Source organism: Acinetobacter sp. YH12156 (assembly GCF_013418235.1).
In the GTDB taxonomy this organism is placed as follows: domain Bacteria; phylum Pseudomonadota; class Gammaproteobacteria; order Pseudomonadales; family Moraxellaceae; genus Acinetobacter; species Acinetobacter pseudolwoffii.
Window position 1 is genome coordinate 59100 of the sequence record NZ_VPCL01000006.1, and the last position, 23818, is coordinate 82917.

23 protein-coding genes are annotated in these 23818 nt (G+C 40.5%); 19 read left to right on the top strand and 4 right to left on the bottom strand.

Annotated features, from left to right (window positions below; all coding sequences use genetic code 11):
• The first annotated feature begins 565 nt into the window (after positions 1-565).
• From FTU87_RS07590 to FTU87_RS07605, 4 genes are all read left to right on the top strand, one after another.
• The gene (locus FTU87_RS07590; protein WP_180078245.1) at positions 566-871 is read left to right on the top strand and encodes a hypothetical protein; all 306 of its coding nucleotides are present in this window, start codon (positions 566-568) and stop codon (positions 869-871) included.
• 203 nt (positions 872-1074) lie between these two features.
• The gene (locus tag FTU87_RS07595; protein WP_180096928.1) at positions 1075-3024 is read left to right on the top strand and encodes a mechanosensitive ion channel; all 1950 of its coding nucleotides are present in this window, start codon (positions 1075-1077) and stop codon (positions 3022-3024) included.
• A 68-nt stretch (positions 3025-3092) separates the two neighbouring features.
• A complete protein-coding gene (locus tag FTU87_RS07600) occupies positions 3093-3260 on the top strand; it encodes a hypothetical protein (protein ID WP_171294128.1) in 168 nt (55 codons plus the stop codon).
• A 125-nt stretch (positions 3261-3385) separates the two neighbouring features.
• Positions 3386-3538, top strand: a complete 153-nt coding sequence (locus FTU87_RS07605; protein WP_180096929.1) for a hypothetical protein — start codon at positions 3386-3388, stop codon at positions 3536-3538.
• A gap of 29 nt (positions 3539-3567) precedes the next feature.
• Here the strand turns inward: FTU87_RS07605 and FTU87_RS07610 are convergent, their stop codons facing one another.
• Entirely contained in the window at positions 3568-4767 is a 1200-nt protein-coding gene (locus FTU87_RS07610; protein ID WP_180096930.1) for an NAD(P)/FAD-dependent oxidoreductase, read from the bottom strand.
• Between the two features lie 191 nt (positions 4768-4958).
• On the opposite strand from FTU87_RS07610, the gene FTU87_RS07615 reads away from it, so the two are divergent.
• On the top strand, positions 4959-5300 hold the full coding sequence (locus FTU87_RS07615; protein ID WP_180096931.1) for a hypothetical protein: 342 nt from the start codon (positions 4959-4961) through the stop codon (positions 5298-5300).
• Here FTU87_RS07615 and FTU87_RS07620 read toward each other — a convergent pair.
• Positions 5297-6178 (bottom strand): 1-aminocyclopropane-1-carboxylate deaminase/D-cysteine desulfhydrase, encoded by an 882-nt coding sequence (locus tag FTU87_RS07620; protein WP_180096932.1) that lies wholly within the window; start codon positions 6176-6178, stop codon positions 5297-5299. The two genes, FTU87_RS07615 and FTU87_RS07620, sit on opposite strands and share 4 nt — an antisense overlap.
• A gap of 179 nt (positions 6179-6357) precedes the next feature.
• Between FTU87_RS07620 and FTU87_RS07625 the strand changes: the two genes are divergently transcribed.
• Both FTU87_RS07625 and FTU87_RS07630 read left to right on the top strand, forming a co-directional pair.
• The gene (locus FTU87_RS07625) at positions 6358-6540 is read left to right on the top strand and encodes an NF038215 family lipoprotein (protein ID WP_179999761.1); all 183 of its coding nucleotides are present in this window, start codon (positions 6358-6360) and stop codon (positions 6538-6540) included.
• Between the two features lie 103 nt (positions 6541-6643).
• Positions 6644-7267, top strand: a complete 624-nt coding sequence (locus FTU87_RS07630) for a LysE family translocator (RefSeq protein ID WP_005097872.1) — start codon at positions 6644-6646, stop codon at positions 7265-7267.
• Between the two features lie 77 nt (positions 7268-7344).
• On the opposite strand, the gene FTU87_RS07635 is transcribed toward FTU87_RS07630, so the two are convergent.
• A complete protein-coding gene (locus FTU87_RS07635) occupies positions 7345-8325 on the bottom strand; it encodes an MBL fold metallo-hydrolase (RefSeq protein WP_180096933.1) in 981 nt (326 codons plus the stop codon).
• 269 nt (positions 8326-8594) lie between these two features.
• Between FTU87_RS07635 and FTU87_RS15295 the strand changes: the two genes are divergently transcribed.
• The 4 genes from FTU87_RS15295 (at position 8595) to FTU87_RS07650 (ending at position 11060) form a co-directional block, all read left to right on the top strand.
• Positions 8595-8711, top strand: a complete 117-nt coding sequence (locus FTU87_RS15295; protein WP_086044934.1) for a hypothetical protein — start codon at positions 8595-8597, stop codon at positions 8709-8711.
• A 607-nt stretch (positions 8712-9318) separates the two neighbouring features.
• Positions 9319-9990 (top strand): CsgG/HfaB family protein, encoded by a 672-nt coding sequence (locus FTU87_RS07640; protein WP_005097869.1) that lies wholly within the window; start codon positions 9319-9321, stop codon positions 9988-9990.
• 45 nt (positions 9991-10035) lie between these two features.
• Positions 10036-10383 carry a DUF4810 domain-containing protein gene (locus FTU87_RS07645; RefSeq protein ID WP_171304303.1) on the top strand — a complete coding sequence of 116 codons (348 nt, stop codon included), beginning with the start codon at positions 10036-10038 and terminating at the stop codon, positions 10381-10383.
• Positions 10380-11060, top strand: coding sequence for a GNA1162 family protein (locus FTU87_RS07650; RefSeq protein WP_180096934.1), 681 nt, complete (start codon positions 10380-10382; stop codon positions 11058-11060). Before FTU87_RS07645 ends, FTU87_RS07650 begins: the two co-directional genes overlap by 4 nt.
• A 44-nt stretch (positions 11061-11104) precedes the next feature.
• On the opposite strand, the gene metG is transcribed toward FTU87_RS07650, so the two are convergent.
• A complete protein-coding gene (gene metG / locus FTU87_RS07655) occupies positions 11105-13165 on the bottom strand; it encodes a methionine--tRNA ligase (protein ID WP_180096935.1) in 2061 nt (686 codons plus the stop codon).
• Positions 13166-13390: 225 nt separating this feature from the next.
• Here metG and FTU87_RS07660 point away from each other — a divergent pair, with 225 nt between their 5' ends.
• From FTU87_RS07660 to FTU87_RS07695, 8 genes are all read left to right on the top strand, one after another.
• A complete protein-coding gene (locus FTU87_RS07660; protein ID WP_100329138.1) occupies positions 13391-14194 on the top strand; it encodes a hypothetical protein in 804 nt (267 codons plus the stop codon).
• Positions 14195-14569: 375 nt separating this feature from the next.
• The gene (locus FTU87_RS07665) at positions 14570-15403 is read left to right on the top strand and encodes a hypothetical protein (protein ID WP_005097864.1); all 834 of its coding nucleotides are present in this window, start codon (positions 14570-14572) and stop codon (positions 15401-15403) included.
• A 279-nt stretch (positions 15404-15682) separates the two neighbouring features.
• Positions 15683-16948 carry an iron-sulfur cluster carrier protein ApbC gene (gene apbC / locus FTU87_RS07670; RefSeq protein ID WP_074383443.1) on the top strand — a complete coding sequence of 422 codons (1266 nt, stop codon included), beginning with the start codon at positions 15683-15685 and terminating at the stop codon, positions 16946-16948.
• A gap of 265 nt (positions 16949-17213) precedes the next feature.
• On the top strand, positions 17214-17807 hold the full coding sequence (locus tag FTU87_RS07675) for a LysE family translocator (protein WP_100329137.1): 594 nt from the start codon (positions 17214-17216) through the stop codon (positions 17805-17807).
• Positions 17808-17930: 123 nt separating this feature from the next.
• Entirely contained in the window at positions 17931-18500 is a 570-nt protein-coding gene (dcd, locus tag FTU87_RS07680) for a dCTP deaminase (protein ID WP_004280726.1), read from the top strand.
• Between the two features lie 234 nt (positions 18501-18734).
• Positions 18735-20756, top strand: coding sequence for a hypothetical protein (locus FTU87_RS07685; RefSeq protein WP_180096936.1), 2022 nt, complete (start codon positions 18735-18737; stop codon positions 20754-20756).
• Between the two features lie 12 nt (positions 20757-20768).
• Complete coding sequence (locus FTU87_RS07690) at positions 20769-21491, top strand: hypothetical protein (protein WP_074383441.1); 723 nt, start codon at positions 20769-20771, stop codon at positions 21489-21491.
• Positions 21492-21524: 33 nt separating this feature from the next.
• On the top strand, positions 21525-23810 hold the full coding sequence (locus FTU87_RS07695; protein WP_180096937.1) for a DUF6160 family protein: 2286 nt from the start codon (positions 21525-21527) through the stop codon (positions 23808-23810).
• Positions 23811-23818: the final 8 nt, after the last annotated feature.

Consider the following 23818-nt stretch of genomic DNA (forward strand, 5'->3'; position numbering starts at 1 on the left):
AGCTCGATGAAATAAAAAAATGAGGGACACATTATAGCCCATTTTATAGAAACTGAGCAGTGCTATTGTTTAGCGCAAATTTTAGTGTTGGTTCTGCCCTGAGGTCGCGTACTGAAGCTCTTGAATTTCAAAGGACTGCATACCACTCAGGCAACTCAAGCAAACTGGGATTGGAAAAGAATGGAGAAGCTAAACCTCATTATCAGATTGATTATAAAGCCTTTTTCTTTTCTGATACGCTTTATATCGCTCTATAAGAAGGTTTAAGCGAATAGTGTTGCAATTATTCAAGCGATTAGATGTGTTGATCTGCCAGTAATTTTCTATGTCATTCACATGAGGGGAAAATGAATAGCAGGATAATACTGAGTTAAACCCATTCACCATCAACCAGTAGCGATCAGTGAATTAAAAATGAGCACGATTGCTTAAAGATTATTCTAAATATTATTCATACATATAACTTACATCCCGTCACCATCTCACCATGTTTTGTCACAGAAGCTGTTTTAACTGCTTGTTATGCTAAAAATCTACTTATGAATAACAAAGAGTGAGGATGGTTATGGTCGATGATTTCAATAAAAAACCACCTTTAGATCATCAGACAGCAGTGACGCAAAAAAAGCGTATTCCTGTTTATATCTTGATTTTGGTAGGTATCTTTTTACTGGCATTACTGTTCTATATGTTTGCTGACATGAATCCAGACGCAAATGATGCACCTGCTGGACATCCGAACCCTAGTGTGCAACCTGCGACACCAAACAATACGACTCCAGTCGGTGAACCTACAGAAGCTACTGCAACGCTAGGTGATGGAACAGAAGCAACAGCAACTGCGACAGATGATGCACAGGCGGCTCGATAACTCAGACATATATCAAAAGCTCTAGTGAAACCACTGGGGCTTTTTTGCAATATATTGTGATGTTTAAGCTAATGATAGCTAGCTGGCTCAAGTCTAAAAACATCAAATCTGAAGGTGAATCCGAAAGAAGAAGGGGCTGAATGTTTCAAGGATAGGCTCCCGATTTCAGATAAATAGCTTAATAACAAAGAGGGTAAAACAACATGAATGATTATATGAGAAGTCCGCGTGGCGGCTTCGACGCCATGTATTATTGGGATCAGTTTCATCCCATTCTGAGTGCAATTGCCATATTAGTCATTGGTTGGATCATTGCATTACTGGTTTCGGCAGCAGTCAAGAAAGTCTTGCAAAAACTTGGAACCAATACACACTTAAATACGGCGACAGGCCATCGCTCTAATATCGAAAGTATTATTGCCCGGGTGGTGTTCTGGATTATTCTGATTATTGCCGTAATTGGTTCACTGAATGTACTCAACCTGACCAGTATCAGTGGTCCTTTCAGTAATATGATTCAGCAATTCCTGTTATTTATCCCGCAGTTACTAGGTGCAATTGCAGTCGGATTCATAGGGTGGATTGTCGCCAACCTGGTGAAAATAGGGCTACAAAAGCTACTTGACCGAACCCAACTAGACGAAAAACTCAGTGCTGAAGTGGGTGTCAGTCCCATTAGTCAGAACATCAGTGAAATTGCTTACTGGTTAATTTTATTACTGTTCTTGCCAATCGTACTGTCTATTCTGGGACTCAACGGTCTGTTGTTACCAGTTCAGAATATGCTGACTGATGTCGTAAGCTACTTACCAAATATCTTTATTGCTGCAGTGATCATTTTTGTCGGTTATATTCTGGCAAAAATTGTTCGCGGTATTGTTGAAGGCCTATTAAACAGTCTGAATGTACAACAACAAGCTGAAAAAGTAGGTATTTTCAAAAATTCCAATGTGGCACAGGTGATTGGTTCATTCATCTTCGCTGTCGTGATCATTACTGCATTGATTATTGCTTTTGAAGCATTGGGTGTCGAAGCGATTTCTCAGCCTGCCACGGCGATGCTGTATGAAATCATGAATGCCATTCCGAATATTATTGCTGCTGCCTTAATTCTGATTCTGGCTTATGTGGTCTCTAAACTGGTCGCACGTCTGGTGGTTGAAGTGGTATCGGGTACAGGTGTTGATGAAATTCCTGCCAAACTGGATGTACAGCGTTTTTTAGGCACCACTAAACTTTCGAGTGTGGTCGGTTATCTGATCGTATTGTTCACCATGTTATTTGCAGTGTCCGAAGCAGCAGACCGTCTCGGCTTTGAACAGGTGAGCGACCTGATTGCGATGTTTATTTACTTCGGCGCCAACATCTTGCTCGGTGCCGTGATTCTGGTGATCGGTTTCTGGCTGGCAAATATTGTCGCGAACATTGTACAACGCGGTGAATATAACAGCTCACGCTGGTTAGCGAATCTGGTGCGTGTCCTGATTATGGGCTTGGTCGTTGCCATGGGGCTACGTGCCATGGGTATTGCCGACTCGATTGTGAATCTGGCATTTGGTTTAACGCTGGGTGCTGTCGCAGTAGCATTTGCTCTGGCTTTTGGTCTGGGTGGTCGTCAGCCTGCGGAGCGAGTTTTAACAGATCTGATTGATAAAGCAAAACGCGAAGCCAAAGAACCGAATCCAGTCAAAGATCAAGCTGAAAACAGCATATTTTCAGGATTAGGTACTCAGAGTACTTCAAGTACAACGGACATGGCAGGCACGACAGGTGCAGCGATGGAGATGGGTTCTACAGATACATCAATGGGACAATACTCCGACCGTTCACAAAACATGACCGGTACTACTGATTCTTCAACCACTACGCCAGGAGCAGGTATTGTGCCAAATCAAGATTCAGACGCAGAGGGTACTACGCCAATGAGTACGGACTTATCGCATACCACACCGGCAATCCTCACCACTGCACCGCAGGATGATGAATCATTGGGTATTGATCCGGTCAATCCGGATGCGGATCAAGCCGTACCTGATTCAGTAAAAGTCGATCCGACTCATCCGCCAGTCAATAATCCATTTGGTTCAACCGGAGAAAAAGAACCAAATGTCGATATTGATCGTTCCACTCAGAAAAAAGATGACCTGAAATAACCTGTCATTTTTAACCAAAATCGGCCACGCTCATGTGGTCGATTTTTTTCAGTCACGAGGAAAAATAAATGAATAGCAAGAAACCCAACAAAGTTCTGGCTCCTTTGGTTATCGCGGGAATTACCCTTGGCTTTTTTACCGCTGCCTATCGATTTATTTTTGTGAAGAGCAAACAGGACGAGCAGTCAGAGCGAGCGCTGGATAGGAAAATACCTGATACAGACGAATTTAACTGAAAGAATTCTGCTGAATAACAAACAATAGAATTTGGCCTTTAAGAAATATATAATATTCAGGTGAATACTAAAATGATTTTGGTATTCTTCTTGCATTAAAAATATAAAAAAGGGAGATCAACATCATGTGGCAAACACTATCATATACATTCAAGAACACTTCAGCAGATGAAGTACCGCTATATTTGCGAGAAGCCACTCGAAAAATGCAGCTGACGATTGACCGTTTAGGAAATACGACCAATCTCAAGCTGTTTAAGACAGATTATCTGGAATGAACTAAATATCAGTCTTGATGATCTATTGATTAAACATATTCCGATGCGGCATGCGCGGATGACCATGCCCATTGGAAATTATAGCCGCCCAAATGCCCGGTAACATCCAGCACCTCACCAATAAAATACAGGCCTTTCTGCTTTTGACTTTCCATGGTTTTTGAAGAAACCTCGCTGGTATCCACACCGCCCAAAGTCACTTCCGCAGTACGGTAGCCTTCTGTTCCGGATGGTTTCACTTCAAAACCATGCAGCCGTGTCGCAATCTGCTCCAGTTTATCATCACTGATATTACCAATTACGGTTTCTGCGACCTCAGCCCAGATCAGGCTCTGTAATTCAGCCACGACACTTTTCGGTAAAAATTCATTGACTAAGGTGCGTAATAACACTTTGGGCTGGCTTTGTTTTTTGCTTTTAAAGAAATCCAGTAAATCTGCACTTGGTAAGAAATCGACTTGAAAGCTTTGACCGACATTCCAGTAATTGGACAATTGCAGGGAGCTTGGGCCACTTAAACCACGATGGGTAAACAGCAGTGCTTCGGTGAAACTGTTGAGCTCATTGGAGAGTGTCGCTTCTACGGCATTGCCACTCAAACGAGTCGTCACCTCCTTAAATCCATCAGAGAAAGTGAAGGGCACCAAACCGGCACGGGTTGGATAAACATGATGTCCAAACTGTTTTGCGATATCATAGCCAATGCCCGAACCCCCCAGCGTCGGGATGGACAAGCCACCGGATGCCACCACCACAGATTCAACCTCAAAATATCCAAGTGATGTAGCGACTTGAAATCCTTGATCATCGACTGGATTGACTGCCTTTACTTCGCAGCTGGTTTTAAGATCGACCAGACCGGTCTTGTCACATTCTGCTAACAGCATCGACAGAATATCTTTTGCACCATTGAGGGTAAACAGTTGTCCATGTTTGCGCTCTTCATAAGCAATACCATATTCACAGACCAGGCCAATAAAGTCCCAATTGCTATAACGCGTTAATGCTGAAATGACGAAATGTGGATTATGCGAAATATAATGGCTTGGTTCGACCTCCAGATTGGTAAAATTACATTTACCGCCGCCAGACATCAGGATTTTTTTGCCAACTTTATTGGCTTTTTCCACCACTACGACTTTACGTCCACGTTGTGCAGCCATATACGCCGTCATTAAACCTGAAGCACCGGCACCTATGACGAGAACATCGTATTGCTTGGAAGACATAAAACACTCGAGGGAGAACAAAAGGAAAGCATTATAGACAATTTTATTTCCGCTTTCTCTATTCCTGAACAATCAACAGGCTGATTGCCAATCCGTATTAGAGTTTAAACATAAAATATTTGTAAGTCGGCTTAAAATCATGCATAGTTTTTGTACAGTTTTACAAAAGTCACAATAATAAGGCAGGGCTTATGGAAACGTCAGAGGAACTAAAACAATACAACCTGATCAGTTATATTCTTTATATTCTTTATATTCTTTATATTCTGGGGTTTTTTCTGGGTGTGACCCCATTTATAGCCATTATCATGAACTACATTAAACGTGATGAAATGCGCGGCACCTGGCTGGAAAGTCATGTGGACTGGCAGATTAAAACCTTCTGGGTCAGTTTGCTGGGTTATATTGTTGGTGGCTTATTAACTATGATCTTGATCGGATTTCTAATCATCTTTCTGGTCTTTATCTGGCACATCTACCGCTTGGTCAAAGGGATGATTGCGCTGAATAATAATCAACCGATTCAGGCTTAAGCAATTGTAGAAGTAGTATCCATGTTACGGCCTTGCAACCCACCGCTATGAATCACCAGCAGTCTAGATCCTGCTGGGAAATAATCTTTTTCAATCAAATCAAAGATGCCCATCAACATTTTAGCGGTATAGACCTGCTCTAGTGGAATTGCAAATTCGGTTTCAAAATCCCGAATAAACTGTATGAGGGCTGTGCTGGTTTTGGCATAGCCGCCACAGCAATAATCATCCAGAATAGTCCAGTTGGTTTTGCTGGTTAGTTGCGCGACTTCATCTTTTAAAAATGAGCCTTGCAGCGCTGAAAATCCTAAAACCTGCTGATGCGCCTGACTGGCTTCGATCAGACCGGTGATGGTTCCACCAGTGCCTACTGCGCAGCAAACCACATCAAATTGAGTATCTTGCGGGCTTAAAATTTCCTGACAGCCCTGAATGGCCAAAGCGTTGGTTCCACCTTCAGGAATGAGATAATGCTCAGGAAATTGTTGTGCGAGTTCGGCCAGATACTCAGGCTGTTGCTTGCGACGATAGTGTTCACGACTGACAAAATGTAGCTGCATCCCCAACTGCCGTGCGGTGGCTAAAGTCGGATTGAGTGGTCGATGGGCCAGCTCCTCACCCCGAATAATCCCCACACTCTGAAGACCAAACTGCTGTGCGGCAAATGCAGTGGCCGCAATATGATTGGAATACGCACCACCAAAGCTGAGAATCTGCCGATAACCCTGTCTTTGTGCTTCCAGAAAATTGTATTTCAGTTTAAAAAACTTGTTGCCTGAAATTTGCGGATGTACCAGATCCAGACGACGTATTGTTAAAATAATATCGTGAAAATTAATCTGTTGATCGGGAATATTTTGGGCAATCTCTGCAAACATAAAAATTAACACAGTCAGTTATTCGGCCATTATAGCGAAAGCAGTAAAGATCAGGGATTGAGAATAAGTCATTTTCAGGCATGAGATAAAAATTGACGCAGAATGTCACAAATATTCTGCTGATTATTTAAGCAGGGATGCTAATCTAAATACAGGAAACCCTTGAGGAGGGTAGAATAATGAAAATATTGTCCTATGCTATTTTGGTTTGTGTAATGCTCAGTTTGTCGGGTTGTGATGATGCGATGAATAAGCCTAAAACAGAGACCCGTACCATGATTATTGGTGGTGTACCGGTACATGATCAGGATTACCAACTGTTAGACACGCAATTCATTGCTCAGGATCAGTTAAAACAGTAAGCCATTACAGTAACTAAAATTCCTGACCAATACTGAAATTTTTAGAGCAAATGATTCGGTTTTTGCTTAAAATAATCCTTCAATTTTTAAGTCAGGTTATCTCGTGGAATCATTCTGGATTTTAGGCTCAATTGCTGTTGCCCTGATGTTAGGTGCAATGAGTCCCGGGCCGACTTCTATTTATGTGGCAAAAAATTCAATTGCGATTTCACGTAAACATGGTTTATTTACTGCACTGGGAACTGGTCTAGGTGCAGCAATTTTCGGTTTGCTGGCAGTACTGGGTTTGCAGGCATTTTTGCTGGCTGTGCCTTCGGCTTATCTGGCCTTAAAAATTTGTGGGGGGCTATATTTACTTTGGCTGGCTTTTAAAATTATTAAGCATGCCAAAGATCCGATTGAGGCAGATTCGAGCATTACCAAACAGATGTCTTTACGTCGCGCTTTTACCACAGGTTTAATCACGCAGTTGTCGAATCCAAAAATTGCGATTGTGCTGGCCAGTATTTTTACCGCCTTATTACCAAAAGAAATTCCGAACTATTTCTATTTTGCTTTGCCCATTTTATGTTTTTTTATTGATGCTGGCTGGTGCTCACTCGTGGCTGTCGCACTTTCTGCTGAAAAGCCACGCCGTGTGTATTTAAAGTTTAAGGCATTGTTTGACCGTGCAGCAGGTGCGGTGATGACCGTGCTCGGATTAAAACTTATTTTCGGGATGAAATAGTTTCAACAGTTGAAGTCCTCATCCTTGGAAAGTGATCATTCTTACTAGCTTTCCAAGGGACGGCTAATCATTTGAACTTAATCTTTAAAATGCACGGGAATCCATTGATAGCTTTTAACATCTTTAGAATAGACATGCCCAATTCCCGGAAATGGTAAATGTGGTGCTGCCACCGTCTGGCCATTCTTTGCATATTCCGCAAAATACTTTAAGCGGGTTTCAACCGCTTTTTTCGGATCGATATCAAAATCTATAGCTGTCTGTGGACGATCAAACTGAATGGTATGGGAATGTACAATATCCCCAATAAATATCATTTCCTGACCTTGTGATTTTAAGCTAAAACCAAAATGTCCCGGTGTATGCCCAGCTGAACTGATCACATCAAAACCATTGATTTTATCGCTAGTCTTAAAGGTCTTTAACTGACCTTTGGCCTGATAAGGTGCGATGGCTTTCTTGATTTTATCGACTGTACCCAAAAAACCGGCCTGTTTTGCTTTTGGTAATTTTTCTACACTTTTAGGATTCATCCAGAAATCCAGTTCGGCTCGCGATACATAAATATTCGCATTGGCAAAATTGGCAACGCCGTTATTACTGATGCCGCAAACATGATCAGGATGTAAATGCGTTAATAAGATTGAATTGACTTGCTCAGGCTTTTGTCCAGATGCCTGTAAATTTGAATAAATAGACCCAAAGTTTGGCCCATTACAGCTAGAAGCACCGCTATCCACCAAGACCAGTTCTTTGCCTGTATTTACCAGGAAAGCATTGACGGAGGTCTGGATGCCTTTGCTTTGGTCAACATAATATTTTTTTAAAATCTGATTCACTTCTGCTTCAGGAATATCCTTAAACAAGACTTTGGCTAAATAATTGGTGCCATCCAGCAGGGCAGTAATCTGGTAATCTCCAAAGCTGTATTGATAATATCCGGGAACCTGTTTTTGTTGTTCTAAAGTGGAAGGCGTTTGTGCGTGTGTTGGGGAAATACCTGCCAATGAACCTAAAGCAAGGAGTGATCCGACAAGATAAGAGCTGAGGTATTTCATGGCTATTCTTATGTAATTAAAGTCAACTCTATGTATTAGCATGGATGCCAGCAAAAAAGAATATGAATATATTTACCATTTTTTTTAAATCGAAATGGCGATTTAGCATCTGTACTAAAAATTCAATCTGAATCTGTATATTGATTTTTTGAAAGTAAAGAATGTGTTTTTTGTAAAAATATTATTATAAATAAAATGCTTAGATGTATTTCACTTTTTATTAAAAGCTCGTTAACATAGGGTATTACGAACAAGCTTTGGGTGTCGCGATGAGTTTTTGGAAAAGAAAAAACAATGCCAGCTTTGTATTTTTCATTATTACCTTATATTCACTACTTGGTTTTGGACTGGGCTATGTGATTTGGGAATTTGTGTTGCAAGGCTAAGTGACCCAGCAATAAAAAAGCCTCTAGAGATAGAGGCTTTTTTATGTATTGATTAAGCCTTAAAGCATAGATGGATTGAGATAGTTTGTTCCATCAAGTAGTGCAATGATTTGGTGGTGGTAGTAACCAGCAACTTGTTTTTTTAGGGGATTAATTCGGTTTCTTGAGCTTGGGGTAGAGCTATAAATAAGCTAAGCGTTAATGCTGTTATGACGATTTTTTGATTGAATATTTTCATCGTTATTTTTATCTATTATAAAGACGTGTTTTTTAGCATGCTTCGACTGGGTCTTATAGGCAATAAATAAAAAAATTCTCAATTTAATAATAGAGTGTATACATGAATATTTTTTTAAGAATTAGCATATCAGGACTTTACTCAGTGTTTTTATAATTATTTTATAGAAAAAATCCTGTTATTACCAAGTTTTACTCGGTTATACAGGTGTATTTATTGACTATAAAGAAGAGTAAAGTTAATTATTTAAATGAATAAGAATTATAAAAAAATATTGTTAATTTGTTTATTATGTGGAGATATTGTTTATTTATTGTTAAGATTATTTTGAATTAATAAAAATTTTTTTAAGTCACAAGGATTAATATTTTGAAAAAAACAGCACTCGTTTGTTCTTTAACCTGCTTAGCTTTAACAGCGTGTTCAACAACTGAAACCTCAAAAACAATACAAGCACCGCAAGTAACAGCTGCAACCGCACAAGTAAAATATACGGGCGCTAAAACTGCAGTTTCTATTGGGAAATTTGATAACCGTTCAAGTTATATGCGCGGGATTTTTTCTGACAATGTAGATCGTCTGGGGGGGCAAGCAAAAACAATTTTAGAAACTCATTTGCAGCAAACGGGTTATTTCTCTGTTTTAAATCGTGATAATTTATCTGAATTGCAACAAGAAGCAGGATTTGGAAAATCAACACAATCAATTAAAGGCGCACGTTTTGTACTAACAGGGGATGTTTCTGAATTTGGTCGTAAAGAAGTAGGTGATCACCAATTATTTGGTGTATTAGGTCGTGGTAAAACGCAAATCGCTTATGCAAAAGTTAATCTTAATGTAGTTGATGTAAAAACTGCAGAAGTGGTTCACTCAGTACAAGGTGCAGGTGAGTATGCGTTAAGTGAGCGTGAAGTGCTTGGTTTTGGTTCGACCGCATCTTATGACTCAACATTAAACGGTAAGGTTTTAGATTTAGCTGTACGTGAAGCAGTGAATAATCTTGTGCTTGATTTACAGACTGGTAAATGGTCAAACAAGTAATAGGATTATTCTGTGAAAAATATTTTTTTATTACTTGGTGCTGTGATGTCACTAAGTTTGGTTGGTTGTGCAAGTGGTCCTAAATCTTTATATAGTTGGGGTACATATCCGCAACAAACTTATTTGTTGTTAAGTGTTCCTGAAAAAACCTCTCCTCAAGAGCAGATTGCTAAACTTGAAAAAGATATAGAGAAGGCTAAAGCTAAAAATGCGGCTGTGCCCCCGGGTTTATATGCACATTTAGGGCTATTAAATTTAAATCTTAATAATGGCCCACGAGCAGTAGAGTATTTTGAGTTAGAGCGTCAGGTTTATCCAGAATCAACTGTTTTGATGGATCGTTTACTGAAAAAAATGACAAGTCAAACTATTATTGCAGGAGCGAAAAAATGAAACAGTTAAAACATTTATTCGTTTTAGTTGCAGTAACATTGTTAGTTACAGGTTGTGCAGTAGCCCCTAAAAATACGCGTGATTTAAGCAGCTACACCGCGCATATGCCAAAGTCTATTTTGGTGATGCCACCTGTGAATGAATCTCCTGATACACGTGCAATTTATAGTTATTGGTCAACAGTAACTGTTCCTGTTGCAGAGGCAGGTTATTACGTTTTCCCTATTAGCGTTGTCGATACGATGTTTAAGGAAAATGGTATTTATAACGGTTCTGATGCTCAAACAGTAAGCACTCAAAAGCTACAAGAGATTTTTGGCGCTGATGCTGCTTTGTATGTGAAAGTAAAAGAGTATGGTTCGAAGTATCAAGTGATTCAAACGGTAGCTACGGTAGCTGTAGAAGCTAAATTGGTTGATTTAAAAACTGGTCAACTTCTTTGGGAAGGTTCAGAAAAGCAGATCCTTGCTAACAGCAATAATAATGCTGGTTTAGTGGGTATGTTGGTTGGTGCTTTGGTGGATCAAATCTCGAATCATTTAAGTGATAAGGCGTATGTACTATCAGGTACGGTAAGTCAATTGTTGTATTCGCCACGGTTGAATCAGCAAAAAGGTTTGTTATATGGACCAAGATCTCCGAATTTTTCACAGAATTCGATAAGTCCTCAGCAGTAAAAAATCCCCTCAATTGAGGGGATTTTTATATTTAGGTCTAAAAATTAAGACACTTTATCACCCGGTTTAGCACCAGATTCAGGTGAAATCACCCAAACACCATCGCCATTACCCGCAGCTAAAACCATACCATTTGAAATACCAAAGCGCATCTTACGTGGCGCAAGGTTAGCCACCATCACCACCAATTTACCTTTTAGGTCTTCAGGTTGATAGAACTCACGAATACCACTGAACACATTACGTGGCTCAGCTTCACCAACGTTTAAAGTGAGTTGAAGCAGTTTGTCAGAACCTTCAACTATAGCTGCTTCAAGAACTTCAGCCACACGTAGGTCAACTTTCATAAAGTCTTCGATGCCAATAATTTCAGCTTCACCGACTTTAGGTTCAGCTTTCTTCTCGACCTTCTTCTCTTTTTTCTTTTCAGCTTTAGCTGGTTCAACAGCAGGAGCAGCTAAAGAATCTTTAGATGCATCGACCATTGCGGCAACCGCTTTTGGATCTACACGTTGCATCAATGGTTGGAACAATGCAATTTCATGACCCAGCAGAATCGTTTCACGAGAAGCGAAGTTGAAAGATTCTAATTGCAAGAAATCTTGAACTTGTTGCGCCAGTGTTGGCAACACCGGAGCCAAATAAACAGCCAATTGACGGAACAGGTTAATACCGACAGAACATACGTCATGTACTTGTTGTTCCTGGCCTTCCTGCTTCGCCAGCGCCCAAGGCTTTTTCTCATCGATGTATTGATTGGCTTTATCTGCAAGTGCCATGATTTCACGAATCGCAGCAGAGAACTCACGTGACTCATATTGCGCTGCGATTGAATCACCCGCATCAATAAAGCTTTGAACCAATTCAGGCTCTGCACAAGTTGCAGATAATTTATTGTCAAATTTAGTATTGATGAACTTCGCACAACGGCTGGCAATGTTGACCACTTTACCAACCAAGTCAGAATTTACTTTCTGCACAAAATCATCCAGATTCAAGTCAGAATCTTCAACTTTATCCGAAAGTTTCGACGCGAAGTAGTAGCGTAAATATTCAGGGTTTAAATATTCTAAATAGGTTTCCGCTTTAATAAATGTGCCGCGAGATTTCGACATCTTCTGACCATTGACAGTCAAGAAACCGTTTACAAATAAACCTGATGGCGTACGGTAGTTAGCACCTTCTAGCATTGCCGGCCAGAACAGCGCATGGAAATACACAATGTCTTTACCAATGAAGTGATACACCTCATTTTTAGAATCTTTTTTCCAGTAGTCATCAAAGCTTAAATCAGGACGTTTGGTTTTGATATAGTTTTCAAAACTCGACATGTAGCCAATTGGCGCATCGACCCACACGTAAAAGTATTTGTTGGGTGCGTCTGGAATTTCAAAACCGAAATATGGCGCATCACGCGAAATATCCCAATCATTCAGGCCATTTTCAAACCATTCATCTAACTTGTTGGCAATCGAGACCGGTAAGCGGCCTTCATCACGTGTCCATTTTTGCAGGTATTCACCAAAATTCGGCAACTTAAAGAAGTAATGGTCAGATGATCTTTCGACGGGTGTTGCACCGCTTAAAGTCGAATGTGGGTTCAATAATTCGGTTGCATTATAAGTTGCACCGCAAACTTCACATGAATCGCCATATTGATCTTCTACTTTACATTTCGGGCAGGTGCCTTTAATGAAACGGTCGGAGAGGAACATGCCTTTTTCAGGATCGAAAAGCTGGGTGACAGGACGAACCGCGATATTGCCGGCATCACGGTTTTTGATATAGATTTCAGATGCACGTGCACGGTTGGTATCGCTATGGGTAGAATCATAATGATCGAAGTGCACCGCAAAACCGTCAAAATCACGGATATGTTCCTTTTGCACGTTGGCAATTTGTGCTTCCGGTGAAATTCCGTTGGCTTCAGCACGTAACATGATGGCTGTGCCGTGAGCATCGTCCGCGCAGACATAAGTCACATCATGACCCATTGCACGCATCGCACGTACCCAAATATCAGCTTGGATATAACCGAGTAGGTGACCCATATGAATCGGGCCATTGGCGTATGGAAGGGCGTTAGTGACTAAGATATTACGCACGGATATGACTCTCTCATTCGTATATTATGCAAGGTGGATGATTTTACCTGATGCAGGTCCGAATACAAAGCAATCCTTTAAGCGAATCAATTCCATTTCACCGCGAATTCGTGTCGAAAGGTCTTTGTATTTACAGAATGTCTTGGAAATGTAGATTTCCCTATATTGCGTTGCCAATAACAGCGATAATAGGCCATTGATCTAAAAGCTTTGAGCTAGAAAACCATGATTGACGAAGATGATTTTGATTTTGACCAACCTGTCACGCGTATTAAACAAAATGCAGCGAGTCAAAAACAGTTGGGCAGTCAGATTTTAAAAGATGCAGAAGCTTATCTTGAAGACATCTCGGCAGATGAACATACACTTTTAATCAAAAACTTATCGGGTTTAGTCGCGCAAGATGCTTATTTCCAAGTGCTGGCAGATCAGCTGGATCAACCGATTGGCGCGAAGTTTGCCAATGATGCTTTAAATTTGATGCATTTTTGGCCGGCCATTCACCAGTTTGAAGATATTGAGCAATTTAAGCTACTCGATATGATCAATAGCGAATATTTCCAGACTGAAATGCTGAAAGCCTTCGATGCCTTAGAGATTGATGAAGACATCAAAGCCAAGCGCCGTTTGGTGCTGCTTGAAAGCTTGAAAATGTACAAACTTGGCTTTTACAGCGGTTGTATTCCAAATGTCTATGCGCAGCTCGAAGGTATTTTGACAGATATCCTGATCAAAGCAGGTTTCTTAAAGCAAAATGGCACCAAGTTTGTCGATGTCTATAAAATCGTACCGGGTTTAAAAGGCAATGAAATTAAAAGCCTGTGGCATAAGTCTAAAATTGCGATTGAACTGAATCCGTATTTTGCTGAACTTGCTGCCTATAAAATGGATTCAAGCTCGAATGTGACCATGAGCCGTCATAACATGCTACATGGCACAGATGTCGACAACTTCAATCAAGCACGCAGCTTCATTCTGTTGATCTGGTTGTTCTCTGCGCTCAGCTTTATGAGCACCTTGCGTGTCTGACTTGAAATAATATCTCCTGATGCATTTGCATCCTATAAACATCTGCTGTGAATTGGCAACACTGATTCTTTGGCTTTGGAAACTATGCTATAACGGCATTTGAATGAGAAGCCAAAGAAAATGTGCTGACAGGTTTACCAAGCCAGACTTTGTCGAAACCCCAAGTAATCGATGGACTTGAATCGCCAGAATCCAAAAGAGTTGGATTATTGACTTTGCAATACTGATTGGGCGCAGCTCATGCTACAGACTGCAAACAATAGCAACAACATGTACAGGCTTTGTTGCAGTTTGCTTACTGCGCCCGATTTGCCCCCACGCTTTGTGCTAAAAAATGGCCGATTGTTTATATGATATGCCTAAGGAGGGTACCTCATGACTCAGCAGAACCAGAGTAATAGTTCAAAGCAAAATCAAGACAAAGAACAACATGAGAAACAATTAAATCAGAAAGCCAAAGAAGAGCAAAAGCAAAACCAGAATGACCAGAAGCACAATCAGTCGCATGATACACAAGATACAAAGCCACACCAGACTGATGAGAATTCTGATAGCAAACAAAACTCTAAAGATACAGGCGCTGACTCGGAATCGAAGGATGAAGCCTCTAAAGAGCAGCCATCTGATCAAAAAGATAATTCGAAAAATGAGCAATCAGATAACAAAACTGAAAGCTTTAAGATGGATGATTTAAAAGCGAAGGCCATTGCGATTGGTGAGGAGCTATTACAAAAAGGCGAAAAACTTCTGAATGAGCTAAAACATGGCAAGTCCAACGGTCAGAAAAATGATGATCAAGGTTCAGATGACGCAAAAAAGGCAAAAGCTGATCATAGCACTGAAGATAAATCATCGAATCAGTCAGATAAACAAAATGCTAAAGAAGCTCAGACCGATCAACAGGCAAGCATGGCCAATTTAAAAGATGAGGCTGTACATAAGTTTGAAGATACAAAACAGAAGATTACTGAGTTAGTCAGTGAAGCCTCTACCAAGCTGGGTGAGCTGAAACAGATGGCGGCTGATAGCATGAATAAAATGAAAGAAAATCAATCTCAGGGCAATGATTCTGATCAGCAAAAAGATGCCAAAGCTCAAAATTCAGAATCGAAATCAGGTCAGTCTGACAAGAGTGAATCTAAAGAAGATCAGGATAAAAATGCCAAGGATCAGCAGCACAAGTCTGAAAATAATAAAAATCATAAATAGACTGTGATTATTGTAGAGCCACTTTAATCAAAGAAGGTTAAAGTGGCTTGCTACACCTAAAATCAATAAAAATTCTTTTCACATCAAAAAGAATCCAGTTGGCTTTACTTTGATTGATTCACTTTTAGCATGCCTATCCGCTACAATCCAACAAAACCAAGTAAAATGGTTGGAAATTGCAGATATCTCCTCGATCTTCTCGGCAGAGTGCTTAACCTTAAGCGAAAACCCCGTTAAACTATGCCATTCGGATATCTATCTATAGTTTTGGAGTAACCTATGTCGTGGCTTTCTTCGCTCAAATCGGTCTTTTCACCTTCGCAGGAGGTGAACGAAGAAGCTGTGCAAAAAGTATTGCAAAACTATCTGTTACCAAATTCAAATGATCCGCTCAAACAGCGTATTACTCAGGTCAATGTTCAAGCTGAGATCCTACAAATCACCTTAAATACTTATCCTGAAGAAAAACAAGATCTGCAACAAATCCATGATGAACTGGCGCAAGCTTTGCAAAAATGTGGTATTCAAGAACTGAATATGCATGTGATTCAGCAAAAAACTGGGCCTAAAAGTCATAAATCGGATGGCTGCGGGCATAAGCATGCCAAAGGTGAAAGCTGTTCCAGTCAGCCTAAAGCAGAAGCAAAACCCAATCTTCCCCCTGTGGTGGATGCCTCCGCCCAGCCTGCAAAACAAGAAGAAGCTGATCCCAATAATCCACCGATTCAAAAAGCTGCACCTCAGCAACGTGATGTACCAAAACATCCACGTATTCAAAATGTGATTCTGGTGTCATCCGGCAAGGGCGGTGTAGGTAAATCGACGACTACAGTGAATCTGGCACTGGCTCTGCAAAAATTAGGCTTAAAGGTCGGTGTGCTGGATGCCGATATTTATGGTCCGAGTATTCCGACCATGCTCGGTAATGCGGGCAAAACGCCGATGATCGAAGCGGAACAGTTTGTCCCTATCGAAGCCTATGGAATGGCAGTGTTATCGATTGGCCATTTAACTGGTGATCACAATACTCCAGTGGCTTGGCGTGGACCGAAAGCCACCGGTGCATTGATGCAATTATTTAACCAGACCTTATGGCCAGATCTTGATGTTCTGATGATTGATATGCCACCCGGTACAGGGGATATCCAGTTGACGTTGGCACAGCGCATTCCGGTAACCGGGGCAGTGATTGTCACTACACCACAAAACGTGGCCCTACTCGATGCGACCAAAGGCATTGAACTGTTTAACCGTGTGCAAATTCCGATCATGGGCGTGATTGAAAATATGTCGACCCATATCTGTTCAAATTGTGGTTTTGAAGAACAGATTTTTGGCACAGGCGGTGGAGATAAACTGTCTGAGCAATATCATATTCCATTATTGGGTCGCTTACCTTTAGATGCTGAAATTCGTGAAAATGCCGATGCTGGCACACCTTCAGTCATTGCCGGAGATGATGCAGCCGAAAGCTATATGCTGATTGCAGAAAAAATTGCAGCGCAGCTACCTAAGGCCGAAAAAGATCAGAGCCGAATTTTCTAATTGACCCATTAAATAGAGAGTTCACATATTTAAGCCCTAATTCAAGTTAGGGCTTTTTTATTAATAATTCACGGAAATAAACAGCTTTAAATTAAGAAAATTGACTGAAATGACTGTTGCGTATTGGTTCCCAAAATGGTTTCAAGTGATTGAATTAAATTGATTTAATTCAGTGTGAATTCTGATTATATGTTCTCTTACAATTATTTTTTTGCAGCATTGACCGAACTATTCTATGCTACGCGGATTAGAGCGAGGTCAAACTATGATTTCATGGTTTTTTATTGGTTTAGTGGCAACCATTCTTTTAACACCAGGCCCAACCAATACCTTATTGGCATCTTCAGGCATACAGGTCGGATTTAAAAAAACATTTCGTTTAATTCCTGCTGAAGCCTTTGGCTATCTGATTGCCATTAGCTTTTGGGGCATTCTGATCGGAAAAATTTCCGTTCATCTTCCGCTTTTGCCGACCATTCTCAAGCTGTTTAGTGCCGGCTATATCCTTTTTCTGGCTGTGAAATTATGGCGCACGGCAGAACTCAGTGAAAATTTTGAAAATGTCTCGATTCGTGCACGAGAACTATTTCTGGCAACCTTGTTAAATCCTAAAGCACTTTTATTTGCTTCAGCGATCTTTCCGGTGATTGTCTGGAAAAGCAGTCAGCACTATGTGACTCATATGTTAGTATTCCTGGTTTTGCTGATTCCGATTGCATTCTTCTGGACTTTCCTCGGCTCAATACTGGCTAGAAAAAACAGTCGCTGGCTCAATCAAAAAAACCTGCAAAAAACCGCATCACTGGTGTTAATGAGCTTTTCGATTCCTTTAAGCTATTCTGCACTTTTAAGTTTATAAGCTGATATCCATCAGCAATTTTTTATCCACTTTGGCTGCAAGCACTTCACTTATTTTCATTGAGGGCAATTTCAGTTAAAGTACGTCGCAATAACTTGTTCTTAAGATTTTTGGATTATATCAATGGCAATTAAGTCTGATCGTTGGATTCGCGAAATGAGCGAAAAACACGGCATGATTGAACCGTATGCAGAAAACCAGGTACGTTTGGATGAAAATGGTCAAAAGCTGATTTCGTATGGCGTATCGAGCTATGGTTATGACGTGCGTTGTGCACGGGAATTTAAAGTATTTACCAATGTGCATTCTGCAATTGTCGATCCGAAGAACTTTGATGAACGCAGCTTTATTGATATTGAATCGGATGTTTGTATTATTCCACCGAACTCATTTGCATTGGCCCGTACCATCGAGTATTTCCGTATTCCACGTAATGTACTGACGGTTTGCCTGGGCAAGTCGACTTATGCGCGTTGCGGTATCATTGTCAACGTCACTCCGCTTGAGCCAGAGTGGGAAGGTCATGTAACTTTAGAGTTCTCGAATACCACCAACCTTCCTGCGCGTATTTATGCAGGGGAAGGCGTCGCACAAATGCTATTTTTTGAGTCTGATGAAGTGTGTGAAACCTCATATAAAGATCGTGGCGGAAAATATCAAGGTCAAACTGGCGTTACTTTGCCGAAGACCTAAGTAGTTTAAGATATTGAATAACGGGACTATATGTCCCGTTTATTTTTTTGAGATTTTCATTCATCGGAAACTGCGATTTTTCGCCTAATTGGCTTTGGCATCTAAATTAAAAATCAGCATAATAGATTCCGAATAACCATAAAAAAGATGCAATGCATCATAAAAAACAAAATGTAGCGGCTGGGAAGCTGAAACATAAAGATGCGGAGCATCGGATAAAAAGGAAAGAGCGGGATGACTCAGATAAAAGACATATTAAGATTTCGCAAAAGTTATTTGGCGATGACCATTGGCTTAAGCCTGTTGCCTTCTGCACATGCGATGCAGGAATTATCAGATTCTTCTCTTTCTGACACCACGGGTGAGGGGGTTGCGCTCGTACTTGATGATTTTAAAATGGTGTTTCAAGGCCCTAAAGATATTTCTGCTGGTTCCAGTTATGCCAGAGGTATTGAAAATCCCGGACAAGCAGATACAGGATTTATTCGTATTATTCCGACGGGTGAGAATTACGAAAAGCTAGGGGAGCGTTTATACGATAAAGTTTATAGCAATACTTACCATAATGCTTATCTAGCTGAACGTGCGAGAATCTATAACCATGTATATGGAGATACGTATGCATCAAGCCGAGATGCTTATATTACAGACAATCGTACCCGCGTAGCGAGTGAAATTACAGCTGAATATGCTGCTAGCTATCGTGGTAGTCTAGTCCAACAATATCTCGATTCACCAATTATGAAACAGTATTATGATCAGCGTTATGCTGATTATTATAATGGTAGTTCAGCTGGCTTGAATTTTGTAAATGATGGTACAACAAAAGAGTCAATTACCCCATGGTTAACTGATCGGTCGAAAGCAGCTGCACTTAAAAATACTCTGGAAATGATTGAATTGTTATACGGAAATAATTATGCAGCGAATCTTCCAAATTCACCTTTTTACCAAAGTTTTAAACAGCAGTTTCCAAGCTATATTCGTGCAAATGTCATTAAAAATACAGTAGATAGTCAGCTTGCAGCCAAGACCACTGAAATGCTAAATCAGTTGGCTGCAGATTATGCGAAAGAACAGGCAACAACAGCCAGTAATACCGTGCATGATGAAGTTGTACGAAATGCAATAAATATGGCAAAAGCTGCTGCACAAAATGCCAATATTGGAAGCCTGCGTACCAAGGCAGATGTTTTCATTTATGGCCTGGCATTATCAAAAAGTGATGACTCGCTGAGCACGCGATACAGTAATCAGGGTTTTAGCTGGGGATCTGCAGATAATCCTTGGTTATTCCGGGCAGGAACTGAAAACGTCAAACAGTTTAAGGACGCTGCTAAAGATGTAGGTTATATTGCTCTAGAAGCGCCTCTTGCCAAGATTGCTCCAGATGAAAGTGATAACAATATTAAACTGGGGTTTTGGAGTGATATTTTTGCACGTGAGCTTAATTCCTCCAATGTTGTCGATCCTGTCACAGGTGGGCCAACTTCAGGGCTTGATACAAATTACCGATTAAGAACGCAATTTGTTGCTAATGGTCTCAGTTTAAATGGTTCGCAAGTTCGGTTATTCCAAACCTTGGAATCGGATAATAAGGACTATAATCAAACTTTAGGAATGGCAAGTATCGTTCGTTTAAATACCAATGATCGGCCAGAAACTCTAAGCAGTAGCGATAGCAATCTTAACAGTAAAGGTATTCGTCTAAGTACCGCAGCAAAAACAGATGCACTTGATGGTAATGTCCCGACCCCAGCCTTAAACGGAAGTGCTGCTCCCATATTTCATGATTCTGAGGGTTTATATTTATATAGCCCAAATATTAACCTGGTGCTCGGTAATATGTATCAGCCTTTTGTGGTCGGTTCAGAAGGCAATAATATTATTTTAGAAGTGACACGTATTCCAAATATTCCTGCTATCTATAATCAAATTTATCAGAATTATGGGGGTGGACTAGGAGAATCTGATTTAAAAGGTTCAACCTGTAATGTCTATAGTTGTGGTACGCCGATTAAAAATAATGCTTCAGATGCGACCGTGCTTTATCAAGGGCGTAATGCCACTCACAGTAGTATTTCAATAGGGACTACAGAGCGTATCCCAGGAACAAATTTGCTGCGCGCCAAAGATAGCCCCAACTCCACGGGAGTCGTATTTAAGAGTACTGATGGTATAAGTAAGAATTTTGGGTCTGCAGTCATTGATGGCGTGCTGATTCAGCATTTAAAAATTAGAACAACTGGTCTGTAAGGGAGTATAAAAATGTCCAAATTATTGACCTTCTGCGCATTAATATGTACCTCTATGCTTAGTCAAGCCGGATTGGAAGTCCTTAATCAGCAAGAGTTAACTGAGACAGTAGGACAGGGCGGAGCAGACCTTAACTGGACTTTATCCTTAAATCATATTTACGCCACAGATTTAACCAAAGATACAATTTCTCGACTTGATGGAAATGATAATCCACTAGAAGTATTTTATGTTTTAGATCCGACAACATGTGGTGCAACAAAACAGTTTTGCCGTTTGGCAATAGCCCCAAATAATCATGTCGATGCCAATGGGAATAAAAAATGGTTAGTATTTAAAGGTATTCAGGGCACGATTCAGATTGACAAGTTTTCTATCGATGGAACAACCATCATTAATCATCGTAATGAACCGCAAACAGCGATGAAAGTCAGCTTTTATGATGACAAACCTTTGAAAATCAGAAATTTGGGTTTCAGTACAGTGTCGATTGAAACGGGTACAGGGGGTGGTGCACTAGAAGGTTATGCCAATACAGGTGCTTATGACACTTATACAGCACGCACCTATAATACCGAAGGCGGTTTTTCTACCTCGACACAAGATGTGCCTTCATTTGATAAGGGGGCTGAAAAAGGTTTTATGGGATTGAATATTCATGGAAATCTGCATATGTCCGGTAATTTGAAAATATTTGGTTATAACTGTACAGGTGGGGCACAAAGTCGTTGTTAATTGCAGCGTCAAGTACAGCATAAGGATATAAAAATGAAAAAAACAACAATAAAGTTGAAGTTACTAACAGTATGCATGTGTCTTATACAGCAAGCTTATGCACTTGAAACCATTGAAGAGCAGGAATTGAGCGAAGTCACTGGACAAGATGGTATGGTGATTACTCATGAAATTTCTAAAGCCAACATTGCTCAAGTCAATTGGTATGATCCCAATCCAGATGCCAGTACTAAAATGGGTTTAGGTCTACATAATGTTGAAATTATTGGAAAAGATAATAAGCCAATTATTAGTCAACTTGAAATAGATGTAGGTGCTACTTCACAAGGGGCAGGACTTCGGCTTGCTGCAAGTGTTTCACCATTTCAAGCCACTGCAGATTTAAAACTGGTAAAGACAGCCTGTACGACCAATCCATGTAGCCAGTCTGCGAATAGTATTCGGACTGCTGGCGTACAATCTAGTCAAAGTCTAGGTGCATTAGGGATTAGTACCTCTACGCCGCTTAGTGTTCTATTACAAACTACTGCAGGTTTATTTAATAAAGAAGCAATTGCCAGTATCGACTTTCAACTTAAAAATGCCACCATTAGTCATAAACTAGGTGAAAATAGCCTGATTTTAAATGACTTTAACTTTAATTTTGCGGGTCAGGGCTATATGTACATTGACCCCAATGAAGGTGTTGTACTCACCACCCGAAATGGCAATCAAGACCATTACGTGGATTTGAAACGTGTTGAAGATACCACTGATATTGCTGTTGGCCGGGTTAATCCCACCAATCCTGGCGTTAATATTGACTTGCGTTATAACACGCCAAATAACGAACGTAAAAATATTATGCGTCTTGGGGCTTCAGGTGCGGTGACCAATGCCAGATTATCCATGAATGCCGGTCAAACCCAGATTGGTACTTTTGATGTAAGTAACAAGTTAAATGGTGTTTTACAGCGTCAAGACAAAACTGCAGCAGGATATAGCGATCTGGTGGGTGAAGGGGGGTTGCATCTGGGCTTATCTGCCGACTTTACTGGTGCTGCTAGTGGTCACCCAAGCAACATGGCACCTACCGTGCTTGAAATTGGTCATACTGGCCATGGAAGCTATGCAGTCCAATTCTCCAATATTAGGCCCCTGACAACACGGAATGCTGATGGAAATTTACATGGTAAAAATGCCTATATCGATTTTGGTGATATTTATATAAATACTATTACGGCTAAAAGTCTCGATTTTATCATCAATGAAAATATGCGAAAAACCTTGGGGCATAGTAGTGATGTACTGAAACAGACATTGAGTACAGCAGGAGATGGAGAGGATTTTGCTCTTATTGCAGTACGAGGAATGGACTTTCAGTCAATTGCTGCGAAAGCACGTTTTATTTCAGATAATTCCTTGACAGAACTTGGTGGGGATGGCGGTTCATGGGGGATTGGTATTCCTATTTATAATTTAAATGCCAATGTCGCATTGTCTGGAACAACTTATGGAACAGATAATAAGCAGGCAATTGCTTATAACATCATGGCCTCTACTGAAGGATACGGGGTCGACAAGAAAACCGGTCTGCCAAGTACAACTTCAATTATATTGATTGATGGTCAGGACGGTGTACAGGGTGAAGCTGTTAACTATTATGCAGGCTTTAGAAATATCGATGCTTTAATTAAATCTGAAGGGATTATTGGCTATGAAGATGAAGGGATTTATATTCGTGCCGATAAATTACTGATTGCAGCAAAAGCAGAGCTCGCAATGGGGCAATTACCAGGATCTAAATATAACTGTAGCACTGCATCAGTCAGTAAATGCGGAGGCTATGTGCCTCACGATAACTTTTCTAAACGTGATGATGTACTGACCAATATTGCCTTTAAGCTCGATGGAAATGGTGAGCTTCTGATTATTCCTGGGGTAGATCCAACCGCAAGTTCACCAGATACCAACTTTTTGTCATTTGATGCAAACTTTAAATTTAGGCCACTCACATCAGAAGAAAGTGCAGATAAAGCTAATCTGGGTAGCTACTTCAGTATCTCCAATGAAGATATTGATTTAACAACAGGAGCATTAAACGTTTCTTCGATCAACTTTAACCGGATGGAAGGTCATTTGGGTGTTAATGGGAAAGTTCGTGTCAGTGCTGATACCGTAACGTTGGATAATCAAGTCAAACTCAATTATGAAAATAATATCGCGACACCATTTAAAACCAATTTTGCGATGGCGACCAATGGCAATATGCAAAACATGGCAAGTATTGCACTGACTGGTGGCACTATTCGTAGCACGCTGGGAATCACACCACGCTAAATTCAGGA

Bases quoted from the DNA above. Each gene is read 5' to 3' on its own strand.
- FTU87_RS07590 (WP_180078245.1), top strand. From the start codon at position 566: ATGGTCGATGATTTCAATAAAAAACCACCTTTAGATCATCAGACAGCA.
- FTU87_RS07595 (WP_180096928.1), top strand. From the start codon at position 1,075: ATGAATGATTATATGAGAAGTCCGCGTGGCGGCTTCGACGCCATGTAT.
- FTU87_RS07600 (WP_171294128.1), top strand. From the start codon at position 3,093: ATGAATAGCAAGAAACCCAACAAAGTTCTGGCTCCTTTGGTTATCGCG.
- FTU87_RS07605 (WP_180096929.1), top strand. From the start codon at position 3,386: ATGTGGCAAACACTATCATATACATTCAAGAACACTTCAGCAGATGAA.
- FTU87_RS07610 (WP_180096930.1), bottom strand. From the start codon at position 4,767: ATGTCTTCCAAGCAATACGATGTTCTCGTCATAGGTGCCGGTGCTTCA.
- FTU87_RS07615 (WP_180096931.1), top strand. From the start codon at position 4,959: ATGGAAACGTCAGAGGAACTAAAACAATACAACCTGATCAGTTATATT.
- FTU87_RS07620 (WP_180096932.1), bottom strand. From the start codon at position 6,178: ATGTTTGCAGAGATTGCCCAAAATATTCCCGATCAACAGATTAATTTT.
- FTU87_RS07625 (WP_179999761.1), top strand. From the start codon at position 6,358: ATGAAAATATTGTCCTATGCTATTTTGGTTTGTGTAATGCTCAGTTTG.
- FTU87_RS07635 (WP_180096933.1), bottom strand. From the start codon at position 8,325: ATGAAATACCTCAGCTCTTATCTTGTCGGATCACTCCTTGCTTTAGGT.
- FTU87_RS15295 (WP_086044934.1), top strand. From the start codon at position 8,595: ATGAGTTTTTGGAAAAGAAAAAACAATGCCAGCTTTGTATTTTTCATT.
- FTU87_RS07645 (WP_171304303.1), top strand. From the start codon at position 10,036: ATGTCACTAAGTTTGGTTGGTTGTGCAAGTGGTCCTAAATCTTTATAT.
- FTU87_RS07650 (WP_180096934.1), top strand. From the start codon at position 10,380: ATGAAACAGTTAAAACATTTATTCGTTTTAGTTGCAGTAACATTGTTA.
- FTU87_RS07660 (WP_100329138.1), top strand. From the start codon at position 13,391: ATGATTGACGAAGATGATTTTGATTTTGACCAACCTGTCACGCGTATT.
- FTU87_RS07665 (WP_005097864.1), top strand. From the start codon at position 14,570: ATGACTCAGCAGAACCAGAGTAATAGTTCAAAGCAAAATCAAGACAAA.
- apbC (WP_074383443.1), top strand. From the start codon at position 15,683: ATGTCGTGGCTTTCTTCGCTCAAATCGGTCTTTTCACCTTCGCAGGAG.
- FTU87_RS07675 (WP_100329137.1), top strand. From the start codon at position 17,214: ATGATTTCATGGTTTTTTATTGGTTTAGTGGCAACCATTCTTTTAACA.
- dcd (WP_004280726.1), top strand. From the start codon at position 17,931: ATGGCAATTAAGTCTGATCGTTGGATTCGCGAAATGAGCGAAAAACAC.
- FTU87_RS07685 (WP_180096936.1), top strand. From the start codon at position 18,735: ATGACTCAGATAAAAGACATATTAAGATTTCGCAAAAGTTATTTGGCG.
- FTU87_RS07690 (WP_074383441.1), top strand. From the start codon at position 20,769: ATGTCCAAATTATTGACCTTCTGCGCATTAATATGTACCTCTATGCTT.
- FTU87_RS07695 (WP_180096937.1), top strand. From the start codon at position 21,525: ATGAAAAAAACAACAATAAAGTTGAAGTTACTAACAGTATGCATGTGT.